Annotated in this window: 15 protein-coding genes; 4 read left to right on the top strand and 11 right to left on the bottom strand. The window is 62.2% G+C overall.

The features are described from left to right. Positions 1 to 18 precede the first annotated feature (18 nt). Positions 19 to 303: a hypothetical protein gene (locus tag K0B93_RS13530; RefSeq protein ID WP_219867707.1), complete on the bottom strand. Its 285-nt coding sequence runs from the start codon at positions 301 to 303 to the stop codon at positions 19 to 21. 185 nt (positions 304 to 488) lie between these two features. Continuing rightward, entirely contained in the window at positions 489 to 1,466 is a 978-nt protein-coding gene (locus K0B93_RS13525) for an NAD(P)H-dependent flavin oxidoreductase (protein ID WP_219867706.1), read from the bottom strand. Positions 1,467 to 1,521: 55 nt separating this feature from the next. Here K0B93_RS13525 and K0B93_RS13520 point away from each other — a divergent pair, with 55 nt between their 5' ends. Then, positions 1,522 to 2,103 (top strand): QsdR family transcriptional regulator, encoded by a 582-nt coding sequence (locus K0B93_RS13520; RefSeq protein ID WP_285368499.1) that lies wholly within the window; start codon positions 1,522 to 1,524, stop codon positions 2,101 to 2,103. A gap of 122 nt (positions 2,104 to 2,225) precedes the next feature. On the opposite strand, the gene K0B93_RS13515 is transcribed toward K0B93_RS13520, so the two are convergent. The 6 genes from K0B93_RS13515 to K0B93_RS13490 all read right to left on the bottom strand — a co-directional run bounded on the left by K0B93_RS13515 (position 2,226) and on the right by K0B93_RS13490 (position 10,915). After that, the gene (locus K0B93_RS13515) at positions 2,226 to 3,641 is read right to left on the bottom strand and encodes an aldehyde dehydrogenase family protein (RefSeq protein WP_219867705.1); all 1,416 of its coding nucleotides are present in this window, start codon (positions 3,639 to 3,641) and stop codon (positions 2,226 to 2,228) included. 15 nt (positions 3,642 to 3,656) lie between these two features. Beyond that, positions 3,657 to 4,763, bottom strand: a complete 1,107-nt coding sequence (locus K0B93_RS13510; protein ID WP_219867704.1) for a zinc-binding dehydrogenase — start codon at positions 4,761 to 4,763, stop codon at positions 3,657 to 3,659. Between the two features lie 28 nt (positions 4,764 to 4,791). After that, entirely contained in the window at positions 4,792 to 6,594 is a 1,803-nt protein-coding gene (locus K0B93_RS13505) for an acyl-CoA dehydrogenase (protein ID WP_219867703.1), read from the bottom strand. Between the two features lie 9 nt (positions 6,595 to 6,603). Next, positions 6,604 to 7,788: an acetyl-CoA C-acyltransferase gene (locus K0B93_RS13500; RefSeq protein ID WP_219867702.1), complete on the bottom strand. Its 1,185-nt coding sequence runs from the start codon at positions 7,786 to 7,788 to the stop codon at positions 6,604 to 6,606. 20 nt (positions 7,789 to 7,808) lie between these two features. Further along, positions 7,809 to 9,902 carry a 3-hydroxyacyl-CoA dehydrogenase NAD-binding domain-containing protein gene (locus K0B93_RS13495; protein WP_219867701.1) on the bottom strand — a complete coding sequence of 698 codons (2,094 nt, stop codon included), beginning with the start codon at positions 9,900 to 9,902 and terminating at the stop codon, positions 7,809 to 7,811. A gap of 185 nt (positions 9,903 to 10,087) precedes the next feature. Next, a complete protein-coding gene (locus K0B93_RS13490) occupies positions 10,088 to 10,915 on the bottom strand; it encodes an IclR family transcriptional regulator (protein ID WP_219867700.1) in 828 nt (275 codons plus the stop codon). Positions 10,916 to 11,189: 274 nt separating this feature from the next. On the opposite strand from K0B93_RS13490, the gene K0B93_RS13485 reads away from it, so the two are divergent. Next, complete coding sequence (locus K0B93_RS13485) at positions 11,190 to 12,119, top strand: 2-hydroxyacid dehydrogenase (protein WP_219867699.1); 930 nt, start codon at positions 11,190 to 11,192, stop codon at positions 12,117 to 12,119. Positions 12,120 to 12,126: 7 nt separating this feature from the next. Here K0B93_RS13485 and K0B93_RS13480 read toward each other — a convergent pair whose 3' ends face one another. Continuing rightward, the gene (locus K0B93_RS13480; RefSeq protein WP_219867698.1) at positions 12,127 to 13,470 is read right to left on the bottom strand and encodes a hypothetical protein; all 1,344 of its coding nucleotides are present in this window, start codon (positions 13,468 to 13,470) and stop codon (positions 12,127 to 12,129) included. A gap of 200 nt (positions 13,471 to 13,670) precedes the next feature. Between K0B93_RS13480 and K0B93_RS13475 the strand changes: the two genes are divergently transcribed. Together K0B93_RS13475 and K0B93_RS13470 are read left to right on the top strand one after the other, a co-directional pair. Continuing rightward, positions 13,671 to 14,876 (top strand): 3-oxoadipyl-CoA thiolase, encoded by a 1,206-nt coding sequence (locus K0B93_RS13475; RefSeq protein WP_219867697.1) that lies wholly within the window; start codon positions 13,671 to 13,673, stop codon positions 14,874 to 14,876. A 21-nt stretch (positions 14,877 to 14,897) separates the two neighbouring features. Then, the gene (locus K0B93_RS13470; RefSeq protein WP_219867696.1) at positions 14,898 to 16,064 is read left to right on the top strand and encodes an acyl-CoA dehydrogenase; all 1,167 of its coding nucleotides are present in this window, start codon (positions 14,898 to 14,900) and stop codon (positions 16,062 to 16,064) included. On the opposite strand, the gene K0B93_RS13465 is transcribed toward K0B93_RS13470, so the two are convergent. Further along, positions 16,037 to 16,357 carry a hypothetical protein gene (locus tag K0B93_RS13465; RefSeq protein WP_219867695.1) on the bottom strand — a complete coding sequence of 107 codons (321 nt, stop codon included), beginning with the start codon at positions 16,355 to 16,357 and terminating at the stop codon, positions 16,037 to 16,039. The two genes, K0B93_RS13470 and K0B93_RS13465, sit on opposite strands and share 28 nt — an antisense overlap. Before the next feature lie 78 nt (positions 16,358 to 16,435). Next, complete coding sequence (locus K0B93_RS13460; protein WP_416383214.1) at positions 16,436 to 17,776, bottom strand: DUF1329 domain-containing protein; 1,341 nt, start codon at positions 17,774 to 17,776, stop codon at positions 16,436 to 16,438. Positions 17,777 to 17,809 lie beyond the last annotated feature (33 nt).

Below are 17,809 nucleotides of genomic sequence, written 5' to 3'. Positions count from 1 at the left end.
CCGGCGCTCGAGCACCCGTTACTGCATGGTGTCCTTATCGTCCATGGTGTCGTCATCCATGGTGGTGTCGCTCATGTCGTCTTTTTTCATGTCGTCCATGCCCCCCGAGTCCATGGTGTCCTCTTTCATACCGTGCCCCATGTCCTCGGCCGTGTCATCCTTTTCCATGCCAGGGTCGGACATCCCCTGCTCCATGGTGTCGTCCTTCATCATGCCCTCCTCGTCCTTCATTTCCTCGGCGACAGCCAACAACGGCGCCAGGCTCAGACTGGCAATGGCAAGCATTCGGGTCAGGTGTTTCATTGTGATCTCTCCGTGTTGTTCATAGGGTTTGCGCCGGCACTGCGCACCGACAACACAGACAGGATGCCAAGCCGGGCTCACGCTCGGATCACGACCCGGTAAAGAGTGTATAGCGGAAATATCACAAAACCATCACGCCCGCGCAGGGAGCAGCGGGCGCGGGCGGACTGGCACCCCGGCCGGCATCAGGCCAGGAAACCGGTGAGCCGCTGCCGGACGATGGCCTCGGCATCGGCCATGATGCGGTTGATCAGTTCCTCGCAGGTGGGGATGTCATGGATCAGGCCCGCCACCATGCCACAGCTCCAGGCGGCCTCGTCCATCTTGCCTTCCTGCAGCACCAGCCGGCCCTTCACGCCGGTAACCAGGTGCCGGATGTCGTCGATGGTCTCGGCGTCGCCCTTCTCCCGCTCGATGCGGATGATTTCCTCCACCGCGGCGTTGTTCATCACCCGCTCGGTGTTGCGCAGGTTGCGCATGATCAGCCTGGTCTGGAGCTCATCCGCCTCCAGGATGGCCTGCTTGACGTTGTCGTGAATCGGCGCGTCTTTGGTTGCCAGGAAGCGCGTGCCCATGTTCATGCCCTCGGCACCCAAGGCCATGGCCGCCACCAGGCTGCGGCCGTCGGCCATGCCCCCGGAGGCCACGAACGGAATGCTCAATTCCTCGGCAGCGCGGGGCAACAGAATGAAGTTGGGGATATCGTCCTCACCCGGGTGGCCACCGCACTCGAAGCCGTCAACACTGGCGGCGTCGCACCCGATGGACTCGGCTTTCAGGGCATGGCGCACCGAGGTGCACTTGTGGATCACCTTGATGCCCGCCGCCTTGAGCTGGGGCATATACTTCTCGGGGCTGCGGCCGGCGGTTTCCACCGCCTTGACCCCACCTTCGATAATGGCGTCAATATACTCGGGATAGGGGGGCGCCTTGAAAGAGGGCAGAAACGTCAGATTCACTCCGAACGGGCGATCGGTCATTTCGTGACAGCGGGCGATTTCCCGGGCCAGGTCCTCCGGCGTCGGTTGGGTGAGCCCGGTGATCATGCCGAGCCCGCCGGCGTTCGACACCGCCGACGCCAGTTCCGCATAGCCGACGTGGTGCATACCGCCCTGGATAATCGGGTAACGGGTACCGAACAGTTCGGTGATTCGGGTGTTCATAGCGGGTTTCCTGTTTTGTCGTTAGAATGAATCCAAACTCCGGCACGAGGTTTCAGTGACAGAGAAAACAACAACCAGAGCGACGCCGGCCGATGCCTTCAAACGGGCCCGGCGCATGTGGCTCAAGGGTGAGCGCATTCACCTGGCATCCTTGTCTGACGAACTCAACATCGGTCGTGCCACACTGTTTCGCTGGGTCGGAAACAAGGATCTCCTGATCGGGGAAGTGCTCTGGTCGCTTTACGAGCCCTTGCGCTTGGAAGCGCTCTCGTCAACGCCCGGGCAAGGCGTCGACTTCGTCGTTGGCGTATACCGGCGCATCAATTCCACCATCCTGCACTTCGAGCCCCTGCGCCGGTTTATCAACCAGGATCCGGAATACGCCCTGAAGATCCTGACGTCCTCCCAATCCACGTTGCACAGCCGCACCGTGGAGGCCAACACCCGGACCCTGAAGGACCAGGTCGCCTCCGGTTACATCAGCCCGCCGATGAACATCGAGAGCCTGTCCTACTTCATGGTGCGGCTGGCCGAATCCTGCCTTTACAGCGACATCATCGGCGGGCGCGAGCCCCGGGACGAAGAGCTGGAAGATGCCTGCACGGCTGTTCGGATCCTGCTTGGCGGCAAGGCCTAGGTTCGGAGTCTGGCCCCTGGGGCGCGATACCTTTTCTTTTGGGAAAAACAACTCGCTTCGCTCAGACATTTTTTCCCGGCAGAAAAGGCACCCCACCCCAGGGGCCGAGCTGACTTCGAGTGTTAAAGCTGGAGTGAACGCACTTCCAGGAATTCCTCCAGGCCCCACTTGCCGAATTCACGGCCAATGCCGGAGTGGCCGAAGCCGCCGAACGGTGCCTGAGGATTGAAGGCACCGCCGTTGACCGTGACCTGCCCGGTACGCAGCTTGCTCGCCACCTTCTTCGCCTTGTCCTGATCCGCCGACCAGACCGCACCCGACAGCCCGTATTCGGTGCCGTTGGCGATGCGAATGGCGTCGGCTTCATCCTGGTAGGGAATGATGCTCAGTACCGGCCCAAAAATCTCTTCCTGGGCAATGCGGCTGTCCGGTTTGACGTTGCCGAACACCGTGGCCTTCACAAAGTAGCCCTGGTCACAGCCGTCTGGGGCTTCCGGGCCGCCGGCCACCAGGGTGGCGCCTTCCTCGATGCCGAGACGGATGTAGTCGAACACCCGGTCTCGCTGTTGTTCGGACGCCAATGGCCCGAGACGGGTGGTTTCCTCGAGCGGGTTACCCGGGGTCATTTTTGCCACCGCGGCTGCCGCCAGTTCACAGGCTTCGTCGTGCTGGTCCGCCGGGACCAGCAATCGGGTCAGCGCCGTGCAGGTCTGGCCGGAGTTCAGCAGACAGTTGTTCACCGTGCCTTTCACCGCGGCGCCCAGATCGGCATCGGGCAGCACCACCGAGGCCGATTTACCGCCCATCTCAAGGGCAATACGCTTGAAGTCGTCCGCGGCAGCGTGGGCAATGAGGCTGCCGGTGCGGGTGGAGCCGGTGAACGACACCATGCGCACGTCCGGATGCTTGATCAGGGTGTCACCCACGGTCTGACCCAGACCACAGACCAGATTGAAGACCCCTTTCGGCAGATCCGTACCATCCAGGATTTCGGCCAGGATGTAAGCGCTCTGGGGCGCGATTTCCGAGGGCTTCAGCACCACGGTGCAGCCGGCAGCGATGGCCGGCACAATTTTCAGGATGACCTGGTGCAGTGGGTAGTTCCATGGCGTAATACAGCCGACCACACCCACCGGCGCATACTGAACTTCAGAGTTGCCGGATTGCTCGGTGAATGGGAAATCCGGCAACAGTTTCAGGTAGGATTTTGTCATGGTCGCTGGCATACCGGCCTGAATCGCGGTCGCCAGCTTGATTGGCATCCCCACCTCCCGGCAGATGGTTTCGGCGATTTCGCCACTGCGCTCTTTCAACCCGGCATGAAGCTGTTCGAGCACCTTGATGCGCTGCTCCAGGGTGCTTTCCGACCAGGAGTCAAAGGCGCGATCGGCGGCGGCGATGGCCTGTTCCATTTCTTCCCGGCCAGAGGAGGGCACCCGGGCAATGACCTCGCCGGTCCCGGCTTCGTGGACGTCCAGAGTGTCGCCGCTCCAGTCCACCCATTGCCCGTTAATGTAGTTCCTGCTCAGATCGTTCATACGGTTCCTCCTGACTCAGTCAAAGACAATCACGCCGCGGGCGTTCTTGCCTGCCACCATATCATCGAAAGCCTGGGCGGCGTCTTCGATCGGGTAGGTGCGGGTGATAAGTTCGTCGAGCTTCAGTTTGCCGGCCTGGTAGAGACCCAGAATGCGCGGGAAATCATGCTGGGGCCGGGCCGAACCCAGCCAGCTGCCCTTCAGGGTCCGTTCGTCGGCGGGCAGGGTCAGCGTGGTCACCGAGGTTTTGTCCTTGGGATCGGCAACGCCCACCACCACCGCGGTACCGCCGCGGCCGAGACTCTTGTAGGCCTGTTCCACCACGGGACCGGCACCGACGCACTCGAAGGCGTAATCGACACCACCGGTCAGCTTCTTGACCGCGCGGGCGGGATCATCCACCTCGTTGATGTTCACGGTGTGGGTGGCACCGAACTCCCTTGCCATAGCCAGTTTCCGGTCATTGTTGTCCACGGCCACGATCATCTCGGCGCCGGCCGTGGCGCATCCCTGGATGGCGTTCAGTCCGACACCTCCGATCCCGAACACGGCCGCCCGGGAACCCGGCTCCAGCTTGGCGGTGTTGAACACCGCCCCCACGCCGGTCATGACCGCACAGCCCACCAGGGCAGCGTTCTGCATCGGCACCTTGTCGTCCACCTTGACGCAGTTATCGACATGCATGGTGGCGTATTCCGCCATCACGCCGCAGGCCCCGAACACGTTGAGTGGTTCGCCCTGGCTGTCTTTGGTGCGGACAGTACCGTCGGGCAGGGTAAACATGGCCTTGCGGGCGTGTTCGCAGAGGACCGGGCGGCCCCGGACACACTGGCGACATTTGCCGCACATGGAGATGAAGGAGCTGACCACATGGTCGCCTTCCTGGAAATCGGTGACGCCCTCGCCCACTTCGACCACCACGCCGGCGGCTTCGTGACCGAGGACCAGGGGTGGCGGATACTGGATCTTGCCCGTGGTCGCGGAGAGATCGCTGTGGCAAACCCCGCAGGCGGCGATCTTGATGGTGATTTCACCCCGTTTCGGGCCTTCGACGGTGATGGTCTCGACCTGAACGGGCTGCCCCCATTCCCGGCAGACCACGGCCTTCGCTTGTCTATCCATTCGCTTCAAACTCCCGTGCTAGTGCGTGTCAGAACTGTTCGTCCACCATATCCAGCGCAGTGGTATCCACGGCCTGCAGCAACTCCGCCGTGCTGATCACGTTGGGCAATTCGTACCGGGTAAAGTAGTCGCAAACCCTCACTTTACCCTCATAGAATTCCGGCGTCTGCTCACCTTTACCGGCCAGACCGGACAGGGCCCGGAGAGCCTGGCGCAGCCAGAGCCAACCCACCACCACATGGCCAAAGGCGTCGAGGTACAGGGTGGCGTTGGCCAGGGCCTTCTCGGTGTTACCACGTTGTTTTTCGCCGTTGATGGCGTCGGTTGCCGCCGCCATGGCACGCATCGCCACGTCGAGCCGATCCGCCGATGCCGTCAGCCGGGCATGTTGCCGGGCCTCAGCCAGGCTCGCCTCCATGCGACGCATGAGTTCGTGGTAGTGCTCACCGCCGGCCATGGAGACCTTGCGACCAAGCAGGTCCAGCCCCTGAATGCCGTGAGTGCCCTCGTGAATCGGGTTCAGCCGGTTGTCCCGGTAGAACTGCTCCACTGGGTATTCCCGGGTGTAGCCGTAGCCGCCATGAACCTGAATGGCGAGGCTGTTGGCCTCCAGGCAGTAGCGTGAGGGCCAGGATTTGATGACCGGTGTCAGCAGGTCCAGCAGGCCGGCGGCCTGCCGGCGCTCGGCGTCGGTGGCGGCGTGTTTTTTCTCGTCCACCAGCATGGCTCCCTCCAGGCACAGGGCCAGCCCGCCCTCGACGTAGGCCTTCTGGGCCAGCAGCATGCGACGGATATCGGCGTGGCGGATCAGCGGCACCTGGGCGGTGGCCGGATCCTTTTCGCCGACCGGCCGGCCCTGTCGGCGCTCCCGTGCATAGTCCAGGGCGTGGAGGTAACCGGTGTAGCCAAGCATGACCGAGCCCAGCCCGACCCCGATGCGGGCCTCGTTCATCATGTGGAACATGGCGGCCAGGCCCTGGTGAGGCTCGCCCACCAGGTAGCCGACGGCGCCGTCCCGTTCGCCAAAGTTGAGCATGGTCGAGGTGGTGCCCCGGTATCCCATCTTGTGGATCAGACCCGCCAGGGCAACGTCGTTGCGTTCGCCGAGACGGCCATCCTCGGTGACCAGGAACTTGGGCACCAGGAACAGGGAAATACCCTTCACGCCGGGTGGCGCGTCCGGCAGACGCGCCAGCACCATGTGAATGATGTTGTCACTCAGTTCGTGATCGCCGCCGGAGATGTAGATCTTGCTGCCGAACAACCGGTAGCTGCCGTCGGCCTGGGGCTCGGCGCGGGTGCGCAGATCCCCCAGGGAGGAGCCGGCCTGGGGTTCGGTCAGACACATGGTGCCGAAGAAGCGACCGGCCATCATCGGTTCGGCGTAGCGTTGCTGCTGCGCCTCCGAGCCCTGCACCATGATCAGGTTGGCGGCGGCAATGGTCAGGCCGGCGTAGCCCTGGGTGCCGACGTTCGCCCCCTTGAGCAGACCGACGCACATCTGCGCGACGGCCGCCGGCAACTGCATGCCCCCGCGCTCGTAATCCTGACTGGCGGCCATCAGGCCGGTGTCCCGGAGCACATCCAGTGCCCGTTTGACCTCGGGCCGCATCACCACCCGGCCCTGCTCGAACCGGGGTTCTTCCTCGTCCACCAACCGGGCGTGGGGCGCAAATTCCTCGGCTGCAACTTTCAGGGCCAGGTCGAGGGCGGCCTGCAGGGTCTCCCGGCTGTGATCGGCATAACGATCAAACCCCAGAACCCGTTCGACGTCGTGCAGCTCAAACAGCTGGAACGCCAGATCCTGAGGGTTGATGATCTTCTGCTGCATGGAGCCCCCTTACACCACCTCAAACAGGCCGGCCGCGCCCTGGCCACCGCCAATGCACATGGTGACCACCACGTACCTGGCTCCGCGACGCTTGCCCTCGATCAGGGCATGGCCGGTCAGACGGGAACCGGTCACGCCATAGGGGTGACCGACCGCAATGGAGCCGCCGTTGACGTTGAGTTTTTCCATGGGAATGCCAAGCCGGTCGCGGCAATACACCACCTGGGACGCAAAGGCCTCGTTCAGCTCCCACAGGTCGATGTCGTCCATGGTCAGGCCATTGCGCTGCAGCAGGCGCGGAATCGCGAATACCGGGCCGATGCCCATTTCATCCGGTTCGCAGCCGGCGACCGCGAAGCCACGGAAAATGCCCATGGGTTCGATGTTGTTCTTCTCGGCGTAGGTGCTGTTCATCACCGTACACACCGAGGCGCCGTCGGACAGCTGACTGGCGTTGCCGGCGGTGACAAACTGCCCCTCCCCGCGCACCGGATCCAGGCCCTGAAGACCTTCAAGCGTGGTGTTCGGCCGATTACACTCGTCCCGGTTCAGGGTCACGTCTTTCTGGCTGACCTCACCGGTTTCCCGGTCCTTCACCAGCATGGTGGCATCGAAGGGCACGATTTCGTCATTGAAACGGCCAGCCTCCTGGGCGGCCGCCGTGCGCTGCTGGGACACCAGGGCGTACTCGTCCTGGGATTCCCGGCTGACCTTGTAGCGCTGGGCCACGATGTCCGCGGTTTCGATCATCGACAGGTACAGCTCCGGCTTATGCTTCATCAACCAGTCATTGGTAGCGTGGAAGCTGTTGAGCTTGTCGTTCTGGACCAGGGAAATGGATTCGACCCCGCCGGCCACCATCGCCGGCACTTTCTCCGACACCACCCGCTGGGCGGCAATGGCAATGGACTGGAGCCCGGAGCTGCAGAACCGGTTGATCGACAGGCCCGCCGTCGTCACCGGCAGGCCGCCGCGGATCGCGGCCAGGCGTGCCATGTTCTTGCCCTGGGCCCCCTCGTGAAAGGTAGCGCCCAGGATTACGTCTTCAACCACGTGCGGGTCAATGCCGGCGCGCTCAACGGCGTGGCGGATCACGTGGCCCGCCAGGTCAACGCTGTGGGTGTTATTGAGGGCGCCACGAAAGGACTTGCCCAGACCCGTGCGGGCGGTGGAAACAATCACTGCATCAGACATAACTACTTACCCCAATAGATTTACAGATCTCCGAAGGACTTGCCCTCGGCAACCAGTTTTTTCAGCAGAGCCGATGGTTTCCACTGGTCACCTCCGAGTTCGTCGTAATATTTCTCCACCGCCTGGAGAATGGTATCCAGGCCAAGCTGGTCGGCCCAGAACATGGGGCCGCCCCGGTAGGCCGGGAAGCCGTAGCCATAGATCCACACCACATCGATATCCAGGGCCCGGTCCGCGATCCCCTCTTCCAGGATCTTGGCGCCTTCGTTGATCATCACGAACATGCAACGCTCCAGGATTTCCTGATCGCTAATCTCGCGCGGCGTGATGCCCTGCTCCTTGCGGAAGTCGGCGATGATGGCGTCCACCTCCGGGTCGGGAATCGGCTTGCGGCTGCCTTCTTCGTATTTGTAGACCCCGGCCATGGTCTTCTGCCCCAGGCGATTCTGCTCCACCAATTTGTCCACCCAGCTCGCGGGCACATTTTCACCGGCGTTGCGGCGTTCCTCACGGATGCGGTAACCCACGTCAATGCCGGCCAGATCCGACATCGCAAACTGACCCATGGGGTACCCCAGATCGGTCAGGACCTTATCCACTTGCTGGGGCGTGGCCCCCTCGTTGACCAGCGACATGGCCTCGGCGCCGCGCTTGTGCAGCATGCGGTTACCGACAAAGCCGTAGCAGTTGCCGACCAGCACACCCACCTTTTTGATCTTCTTCGCCACCGCCATCACCGTGGCCTTCACCTCATCGGAGGTCTTGCTGCCACGGACGTTCTCCAGCAGCTTCATGACGTTGGCCGGGCTGAAGAAGTGCATTCCGACCACATCTTCCGGACGCCCGGTGGCCGAGGCGATCTCATCGATATCCAGGGTCGAAGTATTGGATGCGAGAATGGCGCCGTGCTTACACACGGCATCCAGTTTGGCGAAGATCTCCTTCTTGATCGCCATGTTCTCGAATACCGCCTCGATGACCAGGTCGACCTCTTTGAAGTCGTCGTAGGTCAGGCTGCCGGAGATCAGCGCCATCCGCTCTTCCACCTGCTGCTGGCTGATGCGGCCTTTCTTGGCGGAGTTCTCATAGTTCTTGCGGATAATGCCCAGGCCCTTGTCCAGAGCCTCCTGCTTGACTTCAACAATGGTGACCGGGATACCGACGTTGGCGAAATTCATGGCAATGCCGCCGCCCATGGTGCCGGCGCCGATAATGCCCACGCTGTTGATGTCGCGAACCGGCGTATCCTTGGCCAGACCCTTGACCTTGGACACCTCCCGCTCGGCGAAGAAGGCGTGAATCAGGCCCGCCCGCTGGGGCGACTCCATGCATTCGGTGAACAGTTCACGCTCGCGCTTCATGCCCTCGTCGAAGGGCAGCTCGAACGCGGCCTGAATCGCATCGACACACTTGAATGGCGAGAACAGGCCCCGGGCCTTCTTCTCAAGGCTGGCACGGAACTGGTCGAACACGTCGCTGCCCTTGTCCGCCTCCAGTTTTTCGGTCAGATCGCGTACCCGACGGACCGGCTTGCCCTCATCGGCAATTTTCTGCGCGAACGCCAGGCCGGCGGCCTTGATGTCGTCGCCGTCGTCCACCGCATCGACAATGCCCAATTCCAGGGCCTCGCGGGCATCGACGAACTCACCGGTCGTGATCATTTCGAGGGCTTTTTTGGCACCGGTCAGGCGCGGCAGGCGCTGGGTGCCACCGGCACCGGGCAACAGGCCCAGCTTCACCTCAGGCAGCCCCACCCGGGCACTGCTCAGGGCAATCCGGTAATGACACGCGATGGCCGTCTCAAGACCGCCACCCAGAGCCGTGCCGTGGATAGCCGCCACCATCGGTTTGTCACTGTTTTCGTAGTGGTCCATGACCTCCGGCAACCCCGGTGACTGCATGGGCTTGCCGAATTCGCGGATATCCGCACCGGCAATAAAGGTGCGCCCCTCGCACACCAGCAACAATACCTTGGCGCCGGAGTCCTTTTGCCCCTGTTCCAGTGCGGCCACGAGGCCGGAACGAACCGCGTGACTGAGGGCATTCACCGGGGGATAGTTCACCGTAATCACGCCAACGGTGCCTTCACGGTTGTAAGTTACGACCTCAGACATAATTTCTCCTCGCCTAATATGGAATGTAGTTTTAACAAGCGAAACATGGGTACGATTTAATAGGAGTTTTTCCGACGTTTCAACCACCAATTAAAGACCAGACACAAAAAAACCGCAGAGTTTCCTCTGCGGTTTCTTGGTAAGACCCCGTGGCTAAGGCACTTCAGTGGTGCCGGCCCCGGCGCTCAGACGCCCAGGGATTCGATATCGCTGGCCAGCATGGCCAACTGGTGGGCAATGGTTTCGCGCAGTTTCTCGCCCGGCACCAGGTAGGAGGGGGCGGCACAGGTCAACGCCATGATGGTGCCATCCTGCAGCTGGATCGGAACGCCGGCGGAGTTGATGTTCCGGTCCCACTCACCGAGCGACAGACAGAAACCATACTTTTCATAGTCTTCCTTGGCGCGCTCAAGCCCTTCCTTTTTCTCCGGCCAGCCTTCGGGGCCGTATTTGGCCTCCATGGCGTCATCAATCATTTTCCGGGCCTTGTCACTGATGGCACAGTAATACGCGCGACCGGCGGAGGTGGTGGCCATCGGCAGCTTGAGCCCGATGTCCATGCGCAGCAGAGAGGCTTCCGGCGGCAGGCGATTCTCCACATAGATCATGTGCAGGCGGTCACGGCAGGTCAGGCCAACCGACATGTTGGTCTGGCGGGCAAACTCGTCCATGTAGGGTTTGGCGAGCTGGCGAACCTTAAGGTTGGAAACGTAGGCATACCCCAACGCCAGCACACCGGAACTGAGCTGGTATTTTTCCAACTGCACGTTGTAGCTCAGGTAGCCCAGCTTGGTGAGGGTGTAGGTCATCCGCGAGACCGTGGGCTTGGGCAGACCGGTAATCCGGGCGATGTCCTGGTTGCCCAGGATCACCGAGCCCTGGCTGAAGGCGCGCAGGACATCAAGCCCGCGCGAGAGTGCCTCGACGAATTTGCGATCCTTCTCCGGCTTCACCGGTTCACCATCACCAGAGGCAACCATCAGTTCCGGTGAAGTGGTTTGTGCTTTCGACATAGTGAGGCGTCCTCCGACAGCTTCGCCTGATCCGGTGTCCGGGATATAAGTCCCATGCATACAAAAGATGCGGTATTTTAATCGCTGATGAAATCAAGTACCACAAGGTCTTTTCAAAATCTGTGCCGAATATGAAACACTCTTCCCGAATGTTTCATAAATTTAATGCTAACGGCTGGCTGAAGGCCGTATTTGGTGATTTTTTTCGGCATTTCGTTTTACTCAGTAAAATAGCATAACCAGATAACCCTGATATTTCGAGCGTGGAGCCGCCATGAAAGTAGTTTTTGTCGCCGGTGATCCGAAACCGGAGCGCTGGACCGCACCAATCAGAACGCTGTTACCCGAGGCGGAAGTGTTTACCTGGGATCCGGACGGCCCCGCCGTCGAGGCAGACTATGCGATCGTCTGGCAGCCCCCTGCGGCACTGTTCGAACGGGAGAAGAACCTGAAAGCGATCTTCAACCTGGGGGCTGGCGTGGATGGCCTGATGGCTGTTTCGGCCCTGCCCCCGGAGCTTACCGTCGTGCGCCTTGAGGATGCCGGCATGTCCGTACAGATGGCGGAATACGTCCTGCATCAGTTGGTGGAGGCCAGCCGTGACATGAACCGCTATCGGGAACAGCAGCGACAGTGCACGTGGAAGATCCATCGCCCCATCCGACGTAACGAATGGCCGGTCGGCATCATGGGCCTGGGCCAGATCGGCCAGCGGGTCGCCCGCACCCTCACGGCCCTGGACTACGAGGTCAACGGCTGGGCCCGGGGCGAACACAGCCTGGACGGCGTCACCACCTATGCGGGCTCCGGCCAACTGGGGCAATTCCTGAACAGGACCCGGGTACTGGTCAACACCCTGCCGCTGACCGATGCCACCCGTAATCTGATCGACTATCCGCTGCTCAGCCAATTGCAGCCGGGCGCGGTGGTGATCAACGTGGGGCGGGGGGAATCCCTGGTTGAGGAAGACCTGCTGCGCGCTCTGGACGAGGGCCAGGTGGCCCGGGCCTCGCTGGACGTGTTCCGGGAGGAACCTCTGCCGGCGGACCACCCGTTCTGGCGCCATCGGGGCATCACCGTCACGCCGCACATCTCGGCACGCACGCTTCGCGAATCCACCATCGAACAGATCACCGGAAAAATCAGGGATCACGCCGCGGGCATGCCGATCAGCGGCGTGGTCGACCGCTCACGGGGTTACTGACCCCCGATCAGCGCAGGATTAACGCCAGGAACGCCAGCAACAGCGGCACCGCGATCAGCACGAACACCCCGTTCCAGCGGAACGCCACCTTCCAGCGGGATATCTGCCCGAAGCGCGACAGCAGCATCACCGACGGACCAAACGGCGACAGCATCATCGCCAGCGAGAACCCGATGACCAGCGCAACCGCAATGGGCAGCGGGTCCACGCCCTCGGCAACCAGCTGGGGCAGGAATCCGGCCTGGATGCTGAGCACAGTAATCGGAATGATGCCGATGGCCGACAGCAGCGGCAGCATCAGCAGGCCGGCGGCGGCCAGCACGAACACGCCGCCGGCCTGAGCGGCCAGGCCGCTCAGGGCATCCCCTGGTATAACGGCGGACAGGGTCACACCGAGAATGGCCGAGGCGGCAAAGATGGCCATCTCGTTGCTCATTGCGGATATCTGGACCGACGACTCCCGGGCAATGGTTACCGGGGACCGGTCCTGCCACAGCATGTAAAGCAGGGTAATGGCCGGCACTGCCAGCATGGCCGCCGCCGACACCTTCAAGCCGGTGAGCGCCACCAGCGTTGCCATCACGGAGAAGACCACGAGGACCAGAACCAGCAGCCTGACCGTGCCGGCCGGCCACTGGTCCAGCGCAACGCGCTCAGTGCTGACCTGCCGGAAACGGCGCTGTTCAAGCAGCCATCCCAGCAGAACCAGGGCAACCGCTGCGGTCGCACCGAATGGCAGCAGCATGGACCAGCTCAAGACCGGTAGTTCCCGGGTCAGGATCGCCACCGCCACGCTCGTGGGGGCAACCAGAGGCACCAGGGCAAAGCCCCGAAGCGTACTGATCAGCACACTGCGCAACCATCGCAACCTGGACTGACCGGTGATTCCGCGTTCGCTCAGCGTCTCCGACAGGGTGCCGCACAAGAGATTCATCATCCCGAAGCTCAGTACGGACGCAATGCCACAGCTGACGAGGGCGTATTTCGGGTACAGCCAGACCGGGCGACCGCCCAGCAGCACGTCGTGGATGCGCCGCAGCACCTCGAACCGCCGGACCAGGCACTGCATCATGCCGAGGCTGCCGAGAAACGCGGCATAGAACGCGGCATCCGCCGATGCCTTGATGAGCTGGGGCGTCGTCAACTCGCCCTTATAGGTCAGCCACGCGGTGACCGCCAGCGCTACCACCAGAAGGGCCCGGGAGTAGGCTTGCAGGCGCTTACCGGCCCACAGAAACCCCACCAGAAACAGCACGCCGGCCAGGGCACTCAACGACTGGCTGGCCAGGCACATGGCAACCAGTTCCAGGACAACCGCAATTGGCAACAACCCGCGTTCCACTGCCGTCATGATTCAACCGGCCCGAAAGGGATGGTCTCTGCTTGCATTTCAAACACACCCGGATTAGTCTTTCGTGAACTCATTACAAAACTGTGTTTCGCTTAACGAAACTATACTAGCATAAATGACCAGGCAGACCCGACAGCTTTCTTCGCCGGGCTCTTCAGCTCACAATGACATCTGGTCCCCTGTATATAGAGGAAGCAGCCATGAGCGCTTATATCTATGACGGACTGAGAACTCCCTTCGGCCGTCACGCCGGCGCCCTCGCCCCGGTTCGCCCCGATGACCTGCTGGCCAGCGTGATCCGGGCCCTGGTTGAGCGCAATGCCTTCGCCCCCGAGACCTATGAGGACGTGATCGCCGGCTGCACCAATCAGGCCGGCGAAGATGCCCGTAACCTGGCGCGCCATGCCGGGCTGTTGGCCGGCCTGCCGGTTGAGACCGGCGGCTTGACCGTCAACCGCCTGTGCGGCTCGGGACTGGCCGCCATTATTGATTCCGCCCGTGCGGTCAGGTGTGGCGAAGGCGACCTGTTTGTTGCCGGCGGTGCCGAGAGCATGAGTCGCGCGCCGTTCGTGATGGCCAAGAGCGAGTCCCCGTTCAGCCGGGATTTCCGAGCCTTCGACAGCACCATTGGCGCGCGCTTCCCGAACCCGGCCATCGAACGGGCGTTTGGTGCGGATACCATGCCGGAAACCGCCGACAACATTGCCCGGGAGCTGAATCTGGACCGGGACCTGGTTGACCGGTTTGCTGCCCAGAGCCAGGCCCGCTTCGAGGAAGCCCGCCGCGCCGGCTTCTACACCGACGAGATCCTGCCCATCGAGGTGCCGCAGGGGCGTAAAAAACCACCAGTCACCGTCAGCGAGGACGAGCATCCGCGCCCGCAGTCCACGGTAGAAGCCCTGGCCGGTTTGCGGCCGCTGTTCGAGGGCGGCGTGGTCACCGCCGGTAATGCCTCCGGCATCAACGACGGCGCCGCGGCCCTGATTATTGGCTCCCGGGAAGCCGGCGAAAAAGCCGGCATGCAGCCCCGGGCCCGGATCGTGGCTTCCGCCATCGCCGGCGTGGCTCCCCACGTCATGGGCTATGGCCCGGTTCCCGCCAGCGAAAAAGCGCTGGCCCGCGCTGGCCTGAGCCTCAAGGATATAGACGTTATCGAGATCAACGAGGCCTTTGCCGCCCAGGTTCTCGGTTGCACCACCCGATTGGGCATTGACCCGACCGATTCCCGGCTGAATCCGAACGGGGGCGCCATTGCCGTCGGCCACCCCCTCGGCGCATCCGGGGCACGAATTGCACTCACTGCCACCCGCCAGCTGGAACGCAGCGGCGGACGCTACGCCCTGATCAGCATGTGCATTGGCGTCGGCCAGGGCATTGCTGCTGTTATTGAACGGGTTAACCACTGATTTTTACCGAGGAGAAACACCATGGCTTCCGCACCCTGGGATGATTTACTGCAACTCGATACACAACTGGATGAAACCGAGCGCCAGGTTCGCGACAGCATCCGCTCTTTCTGTGACCAGCGCCTGATGCCCGGCATTATCGAAGCCAACCGTCACGAGAAGTTCGATCGCACCATCTTCAACGACATGGGCGAGCTGGGCATGCTTGGCGCCACGCTGCCGGAAGAGTATGGCGGCCCGGGCCTGAACCATGTCTGCTATGGCCTGATTGCCCGGGAAGTGGAGCGGGTCGATTCCGCCTACCGCTCCGCCCTGAGCGTCCAGTCGTCACTGGTCATTCACCCGATTCACGCCTTTGGCCAGGAAGCCCTGAAAAAGCGCATCCTGCCGCAACTGGCCTCCGGCGAAAAGGTGGGCTGCTTCGGCCTGACCGAGCCCAACCACGGATCTGACCCGGGCAGCATGGAAACCCGCGCCAAGAAAGTTGACGGAGGCTATCTGGTCAGCGGCTCCAAAACCTGGATCACCAACTCCCCCATTGCCGACGTGTGCGTGGTCTGGGCCAAACTGGACGGCAAGATCACCGGCTTTGTGATCGAGCGCGGCGCCAAGGGCCTGGAAACCCCGAAAATTGAAGGCAAGTTCTCCCTGCGGGCGTCCGAGACCGGCTCCATCTTTATGGACGAAGTCTTTGTCCCGGACGAGAACAAGCTGGACGTGGAAGGTCTGAAAGGCCCGTTCAGCTGCCTGAACAAGGCCCGTTACGGCATCAGCTGGGGCTCCCTGGGCGCCGCCGAGTTCTGCTGGCACGCGGCCCGCAACTACACGCTGGAACGCACCCAGTTCGGTCGGCCCCTGGCGGCCAACCAGTTGATTCAGAAAAAGCTGGTGGATATGCAGACCGAAATTACCCTGGGCCTGCAGGGTGCCCTGCAACTGGGTCGGATGATGGACGCCGGCAACTACTCAACCGACGCCATCTCTCTGATGAAGCGCAACAACTGTGGCAAGGCACTGGACATCGCCCGGGTTTCCCGCGACATGCATGGCGGTAACGGTATTTCCGACGAATACCACGTGATCCGCCACGTGATGAACCTGGAAGCGGTCAACACCTACGAAGGGACCCACGATGTCCACGCCCTGATTCTGGGCCGTGGTCAGACCGGCATTGCTGCCTTTAGCTGACCCCGGGGCGCGTCAGGAGTCAGGGCCTCGAGGTCTGCGCAAATATCGCAGTGAGGTTCCTGACACCGGGCGACGGAATGCTGGACAAACGCCCGGGCCAGCCCCGGCTCACCCCGTGTGAGCCGACCGGAGCATACGGCAACATGGCGGTACAATCCCTCCACCGCCTCCAGGCGTGAATCGTAGGGGCCGAGCTCCGGGATTTCCCGGGTCCGGACCAGCCACCGGCCATTCCGGTAGACCAGTCGCTGCTCGATTTCGAACAGCAGTGTGGTTTGCATCAGTTCCAACATGACGTCCACTCCTTTATCCGGGGCTCGACTCCGGGCCAGTCGTCGCTGCCCCGGAGCCGGAACCCGCCAACCGGCGCCCTAGCGAACACCTGCCCGACGCAGTGCCGCAGGGGTGTACTCCCGCGAACTCCGCTCAGTGCCGTACTCGTAAGGGTTGTCCTCCTCGTTGGTCATGCCCATGACCAGGTACCGGCCAGACAGCAGATCGTAGAGGGTTTCGAACGCGTACGCGGGAATGTTGGCGTCGTAGATCTGCATGGCGTGCGCTTCGGCGACGCGCCACAGATTGCCGCGGCCATCGTAGTGATCGACCAGGGCGATCTGCCAGGTGTCCTCATCCAGATAGAAGTCCCGAACCTCGTACACGTGCCGCTCTTCATCCTTGAGGGTGGCCTTCACATGCCAGACCCGATGCAGCTCGTAGCGGGCCAGGCTCTGGTCAATGTGACCCGGCTTGATGATGTCCTCATAATCCAGCTCGCCACTGGCCAGACGGTAGGAGTTGTACGGGATGTACATCTCTTTCTTGCCCACCAGTTCCCAGTTGTACTTGTCCGGCGCACCGTTGTAGAGATCGAGGTTATCGGACGTCCGCTGACCGTCCGCCGCGGTACCCGGTCCGTCGTAGGCAACGTTCGGGGCGCGGCGCACCCGGCGCTGGCCGGAGTTGTACAACCACGCCCGACGGGGCTCCTTCACCTGGTTAATGGTCTCGTGCACCAGCAGTACGTTCCCGGCCAGTCGCGACGGCGCGGTGATCGCCTGCTTGAAGTAGAACATGACGTTCGGATCCTCCGCCGGATCGTAGTCTTCCAGCGCCACCCGCTCGGTGAACGACTCGGTAAATTTCACCGGACTGAAATCGCCATTGGGTTGCGGTGTCACCTGGGCGACGTTGCGGGTGAACGAACCGCCACGGTAGCGGGTGATGTGATTGAAGATCGCCTCCAGGCCATTCCGGGGAATCGGGAACGGTGTCGCGGTCTGGTAGTTCTTCAGGCCATTGCCGCTTTCCACCAGTTCCACCTCGGTGGCATTTTCCATGGTCTGCTGCTGGACCGCTTCCGGGTAGGTAGCCGTCCGGCGAGTCTGGTAGACCGGGAGGAAGTAATCATCGTGGGACTTGATCATGGCGATCTGGCCGGGGCTCAGCTTGTCGGCGTACTGGTCCAGATTGGCCTGATTGATCCGGAACAGCTCGTTGTCGCCGGCGAACGGGTCTACGTACCGGCCGTCGCCCTTGTACGCCGCCGGCGCCTCGGTCAGACCACCGGTCCAGGCCGGGATTTCGTCGCCATTGCCCGCCTGCTTCGCACCCATCGGGGTCAGGGTGTCACCCAGTTTGGCCGCTTCCTGCGCGGAGACCGCGGCAACCGCAGACCCGGAGGTCAACAAGGCACTGGCCACTGCGCCATACATAAGGGTTCTGATCGTGTTCATGGATTGCTCCTG

Origin of the sequence: Marinobacter sp. F4218 (genome assembly GCF_019443085.1) — a bacterium.
GTDB classification, from domain to species: domain Bacteria; phylum Pseudomonadota; class Gammaproteobacteria; order Pseudomonadales; family Oleiphilaceae; genus Marinobacter; species Marinobacter albus.
This window is presented reverse-complemented; position numbering and strand designations above follow the sequence as displayed.

Excerpts from the sequence above, each read along its gene's own strand:
- K0B93_RS13530 (WP_219867707.1), bottom strand. The coding sequence starts at position 303 with ATGAAACACCTGACCCGAATGCTTGCCATTGCCAGTCTGAGCCTGGCG.
- K0B93_RS13525 (WP_219867706.1), bottom strand. The coding sequence starts at position 1,466 with ATGAACACCCGAATCACCGAACTGTTCGGTACCCGTTACCCGATTATC.
- K0B93_RS13515 (WP_219867705.1), bottom strand. The coding sequence starts at position 3,641 with ATGAACGATCTGAGCAGGAACTACATTAACGGGCAATGGGTGGACTGG.
- K0B93_RS13510 (WP_219867704.1), bottom strand. The coding sequence starts at position 4,763 with ATGGATAGACAAGCGAAGGCCGTGGTCTGCCGGGAATGGGGGCAGCCC.
- K0B93_RS13505 (WP_219867703.1), bottom strand. The coding sequence starts at position 6,594 with ATGCAGCAGAAGATCATCAACCCTCAGGATCTGGCGTTCCAGCTGTTT.
- K0B93_RS13500 (WP_219867702.1), bottom strand. The coding sequence starts at position 7,788 with ATGTCTGATGCAGTGATTGTTTCCACCGCCCGCACGGGTCTGGGCAAG.
- K0B93_RS13495 (WP_219867701.1), bottom strand. The coding sequence starts at position 9,902 with ATGTCTGAGGTCGTAACTTACAACCGTGAAGGCACCGTTGGCGTGATT.
- K0B93_RS13490 (WP_219867700.1), bottom strand. The coding sequence starts at position 10,915 with ATGTCGAAAGCACAAACCACTTCACCGGAACTGATGGTTGCCTCTGGT.
- K0B93_RS13485 (WP_219867699.1), top strand. The coding sequence starts at position 11,190 with ATGAAAGTAGTTTTTGTCGCCGGTGATCCGAAACCGGAGCGCTGGACC.
- K0B93_RS13480 (WP_219867698.1), bottom strand. The coding sequence starts at position 13,470 with ATGACGGCAGTGGAACGCGGGTTGTTGCCAATTGCGGTTGTCCTGGAA.
- K0B93_RS13475 (WP_219867697.1), top strand. The coding sequence starts at position 13,671 with ATGAGCGCTTATATCTATGACGGACTGAGAACTCCCTTCGGCCGTCAC.
- K0B93_RS13470 (WP_219867696.1), top strand. The coding sequence starts at position 14,898 with ATGGCTTCCGCACCCTGGGATGATTTACTGCAACTCGATACACAACTG.
- K0B93_RS13465 (WP_219867695.1), bottom strand. The coding sequence starts at position 16,357 with ATGTTGGAACTGATGCAAACCACACTGCTGTTCGAAATCGAGCAGCGA.
- K0B93_RS13460 (WP_416383214.1), bottom strand. The coding sequence starts at position 17,776 with ATGTATGGCGCAGTGGCCAGTGCCTTGTTGACCTCCGGGTCTGCGGTT.